The organism is Polynucleobacter sp. 35-46-11, from assembly GCF_002281105.1.
The window spans coordinates 1-4,573 of record NZ_NCFJ01000180.1; the positions used below are offsets into that span (position 1 = coordinate 1).

Here is a 4,573-nt window from a genome sequence, read left to right on the forward strand (position 1 = left end):
CTTCCTTATGGCTGCAAAAACGGTGCCTGCGGATCCTGTAAAGGCAAGGTTCTAGAGGGTCAGGTGGAGCACGGCCAACATAGTGCTGCTGCCTTAAGCTCTGCTGATGAGGCCGCTGGCGGCACCTTGTTTTGCTGTGCTCACCCAAAATCTGATCTCCTGATTGAAGCACGTGAAGTTCAGGGTGCTGGCGATATCGCTATCAGAAAGGTGCCTTGTCGTGTGAATGCCATTTCTAAACCCAGTACAGATGTGGCAATTCTGAAGTTGCAACTACCAGCAGCTGAGCGTTTTCAATTTCTGGCGGGTCAGTATTTAGAATTCCTTCTCAAAGATGGACAGCGCCGCGCCTACTCCATTGCCAATGCGCCTGATCAAGAGGGCCCTTTAGAGTTACACATTCGCCACTTGCCAGGCGGACTCTTTACCGACTTTGTCTTTGGCGCAAAAGATCCCGCATTAAAAGAAAAAGATATCCTGCGCTTTGAGGGTCCATTGGGCAGCTTCTTCCTGAGAGAAGACTCCAAGAAACCCATCATTTTTGTTGCGGCAGGCACTGGCTTTGCTCCCATTAAATCCATTGTCGAGCAAATGCAGCTCAAAAAGATTCAACGCCCGATTCATCTGTATTGGGGCGGACGTCGCCCTAGCGACCTTTACCTCGATGCGCTTTGCAAATCATGGGTAAGAGAAATTCCAGACTTCAAATACATCCCCGTTATTTCCGATGCCCTTCCAGAAGATCAATGGACTGGGCGCACTGGCTTTGTGCATCAGGCTGTGATCGCTGACCATGCCGACCTTAGCCCTTACCAGGTCTATGCCTGCGGCGCCCCCGCCATGGTTAACGCAGCCCGCCAAGACTTTTCTTCTCAGTGCAAGCTACCCGAGGAGGAGTTCTTTGCAGACTCCTTTACCAGCGCAGCTGATCTTGCAACAAGCTAGCCCACTAAGCGTGATAATAGAAACCTCATTTGATCTCACTTCGTACACGATATGAATAAGCCAGCCCAATCCGTAGATGCCCACTCAGTGATGTTTATTACTAAGCGACCAGAAGTGATGATGGTTGAGGGTAAGGGCTCATGGCTCACCGATAACAATGGCAAGCGTTACTTAGACTTCTTGCAAGGTTGGGCTGTGAACTGCCTAGGTCATAGCAACCCAGGAATGATTGAAGCGCTCAATGCTCAAGCTAAGAAACTGATTAACCCGAGCCCAGCGTTCTATAACGAACCAATGATTCGCTTATCAAATCTTCTGACAGAGAACAGCTGCTTTAACAAAGTATTTTTTGCTAATAGTGGCGCTGAAGCAAATGAGGGCGCCATCAAGTTGGCTCGTAAATGGGGTCAACTCAATAAGTCCGGCGCCTTTGAAATCATCACCTTTGATCACAGCTTTCATGGTCGTACCTTAGCGACCATGAGTGCATCTGGCAAGCCAGGTTGGGACACCATGTTTGCCCCGCAAGTTCCCGGCTTTCCAAAAGCCGATTTGAATGACTTGGACTCTGTCAAAAAACTAGTCACTGACAAAACAGTTGCAATCATGCTCGAGCCAGTTCAAGGCGAAGGTGGCGTGATCCCCACTACGAAAGAATTTATGCAAAGCCTGCGTAAATTCACTAAAGAAAACAATATCTTGTTGATCGTGGATGAAGTGCAAGCTGGCTGTGGGCGTACTGGAAAACTCTTTGCCTATCAACATTACGGCATCGAACCTGACATCATGACCTTAGGTAAAGGTATCGGTGGTGGCGTTCCATTAGCTGCACTCATGGCAACCGATGCAGTTGCTTGCTTTGTTCCAGGCGATCAAGGCGGCACCTATAACGGCAACCCACTCATGACCGCAGTTGGCATTAGTGTGATCGAGCAACTATTAGCGCCAGGCTTCCTGGACTCTGTTCGCACCAAAGGCGAGTTACTGAGCAAAGAACTGCGTGCTATTTCAGCAGAATTTAATTTAGATGGTGAACGGGGTGAAGGCTTATTACGCGCCCTTATGTTGAGCAGTGATATTGGCGCCAAATTAGTTGAGCTTGCTCGCGATAGAGGCCCAGAAGGATTGTTGATCAACTCACCAAGACCCAATCTCTTGCGCTTTATGCCTGCACTCAATGTTTCTGATGATGAAATCCGTCAGATGTGCAATATTTTGAGAGAGTTGCTCAAACAAGTTGCTTAAGCAATATAAAGATTCAATTTAATAAAGGAGCCTTGGGCTCCTTTATTGTTTTTGGCTAGCCAACTAAATTTTTGGGCAACGAGAAAGTAATGTCCTCGACTACACCCTCGAGATTACGAATACTACGCGGGCCAAACTCTTGAATCTTTTCCACAATCGAGAGCGCTAGGCTCTCTGGCGCTGATGCCCCCGCAGTAAGGCCAACACGTTTCTTGCCCGCAAACCATTCAGCCTGAAGTTGTTCTGGTGCATCCACCATGTAAGCCGGTACGCCGAGTTTTTCAGCTAATTCACGCAAGCGATTCGAGTTCGAGCTTGCCTTGCTTCCCACCACAATAACTACCTCAACCTGAGGCGCCATAAATTTCACAGCATCTTGACGGTTCTGAGTGGCATAACAAATATCTTGTTTACGCGGCTGAACAATATTTGGAAATTTTTGAGTTAAGACGTCAACAATTTCTTTGGTCTCATCTACGGAGAGTGTGGTTTGCGTTACAAAAGCAATTTTTTCATTCTCAATAAAGGGCAGCTCAGCAACATCCGCCACTTTTTCAATCAGATGAATGCCCTTTTCTACCTGCCCCATCGTGCCTTCGACTTCGGGGTGTCCTGCGTGACCAATCATCAAGACCGTAAAACCATCTTTACACATTTTGATGACCTCAAGATGCACCTTGGTAACCAATGGGCAGGTAGCGTCATATACCTGCAGTCCGCGCGCCTCAGCATCTTGGCGAACTTCTTGAGAAACACCATGGGCACTGAATACGACGATGCCGCCTTTGGGAACTTCATGCAACTCATCGACAAACACAGCACCTTTATCACGCAGTCCATTGACGACATAGGCGTTGTGAACAATTTCATGACGTACATAAATTGGTGCGCCAAAACGTGTCAGCGCTTCATTGACAATATTGATGGCACGATCCACACCCGCGCAAAAACCGCGAGGCTGCGCCATCAAAATTTCTGCGGCGTCTTGCGTGCTAGATGGATTAGTCATGAATCAGAGGATGGCAACGATTTCAGCTTCGAAGGTGATAGACCTTCCAGCAAGTGGGTGATTGAAATCAAACCATGCACCCTCTTCATTAATGGATTGCAATACACCAGCATATTGAGCACCACCGGGCGCATTAAATTCAATCACGTCGCCAGGATTGAATTCCACATCATCATCGCGACCCTCTTTAAGCGCACCCAAAGAAACCCATTGCATTAATTCTTCCTTACGCTCCCCAAAGCTTTCCTCAGGGGGCAGCAAGGCACTTTTCTTTTCACCCACAGCCAACCCGATCAACACTTTTTCAAAACAAGGCGCAAATTGTCCAGAACCCATCAACACCGTCGCAGGGCGATCAATAAAAGTATTGATGTAATCATCCCCGCTGGGCAAAGTCAGCCGATAGTTGAGGGTCAGGAAGGAATTGGGCAAAACCGTAGGCTTAGTCATAAGGTAATTGTATCTAGGCCCGACACGAGCGTGCACTCACCCATTACAGACTGGCCCAAAATAGAGCAGCCCCGCGAAAAACTGCGTGCCCTAGGAGCAGCAGCTCTTAGTGATGCTGAATTACTTGCGATCTTTCTGCGTGTTGGCGTCAAAGGCAAAACTGCCGTGGCATTGGCCGAAGATCTTATCCACCATTTTGGCAATTTGCCACGCCTTCTATCCTGCGCCCCGGAGGAATTAACCCGGATTCATGGCATGGGTATTTCTAAATGGTCACAAATTCAGGCGGCGTATGAGCTTGTCAAGCGCAGTCTTGAGGAAACCCTCTCCCAAGCATCGGTCTTCTCTTCGCCCAGTTATGTCAGAGAGTTCTTGCAAGCCCGATTTGGACGCCTCCCACACGAAGTCTTCCTCTGCCTATACCTCGACTCGCGTTTGCATCTGATTGAGTGCCAGGAGCTCTTTAGGGGCTCCCTAAGCCAAACTGCCGTCTACCCCCGAGAAATCCTCAAAGAAGCGCTTGCGAGGAACGCCAGCGCCCTCATCGTTGCCCATAACCACCCGAGCGGAAACCCACTGCCAAGCATTGCCGACCAGGAATTAACAAAGACACTTTCCAAAGCCTTGCAGTTGGTAGATATTCCACTCCTCGATCACTGCATAGTCAGTGATAGCGGATTTTTCTCATTTTCAGACTCAGGCCTTATGAAAAATAGCTTGAATCAGAAGTAATTACTAACTTATTGACTATTTTTGACCCATATTAGCGACTAAACGGCCAAATCCTCAAAACTAAAGCCAATTAAGGGTAGATCAAAGTGCCTGGAGACTGATACAATCTTCTTTTTTCGCAATTAATGGAGTTATGTCATGGCAAAAGTTTGCCAAGTCACTGGGAAGAAGCCGATGGTTGGCAACAATGTA

Annotated in this window: 5 protein-coding genes; 3 read left to right on the top strand and 2 right to left on the bottom strand. The window is 48.0% G+C overall.

Annotated features, from left to right (window positions below):
* Both B7Y67_RS11250 and B7Y67_RS11255 read left to right on the top strand, forming a co-directional pair.
* The coding region (locus B7Y67_RS11250; protein WP_293598717.1) for a CDP-6-deoxy-delta-3,4-glucoseen reductase at positions 1 to 945 on the top strand (945 nt) is incomplete at its 5' end.
* 51 nt (positions 946 to 996) lie between these two features.
* Positions 997 to 2,190 (top strand): acetylornithine transaminase, encoded by a 1,194-nt coding sequence (locus tag B7Y67_RS11255; RefSeq protein ID WP_293598718.1) that lies wholly within the window; start codon positions 997 to 999, stop codon positions 2,188 to 2,190.
* Between the two features lie 55 nt (positions 2,191 to 2,245).
* Here B7Y67_RS11255 and ispH read toward each other — a convergent pair whose 3' ends face one another.
* Both ispH and B7Y67_RS11265 read right to left on the bottom strand, forming a co-directional pair.
* Positions 2,246 to 3,199 (bottom strand): 4-hydroxy-3-methylbut-2-enyl diphosphate reductase, encoded by a 954-nt coding sequence (ispH, locus tag B7Y67_RS11260; RefSeq protein ID WP_293598719.1) that lies wholly within the window; start codon positions 3,197 to 3,199, stop codon positions 2,246 to 2,248.
* A gap of 3 nt (positions 3,200 to 3,202) precedes the next feature.
* On the bottom strand, positions 3,203 to 3,649 hold the full coding sequence (locus B7Y67_RS11265; RefSeq protein ID WP_293598720.1) for an FKBP-type peptidyl-prolyl cis-trans isomerase: 447 nt from the start codon (positions 3,647 to 3,649) through the stop codon (positions 3,203 to 3,205).
* A 30-nt stretch (positions 3,650 to 3,679) separates the two neighbouring features.
* On the opposite strand from B7Y67_RS11265, the gene radC reads away from it, so the two are divergent.
* A complete protein-coding gene (radC, locus tag B7Y67_RS11270) occupies positions 3,680 to 4,381 on the top strand; it encodes a DNA repair protein RadC (protein WP_293598721.1) in 702 nt (233 codons plus the stop codon).
* The last annotated feature ends 192 nt before the right edge of the window (positions 4,382 to 4,573 follow it).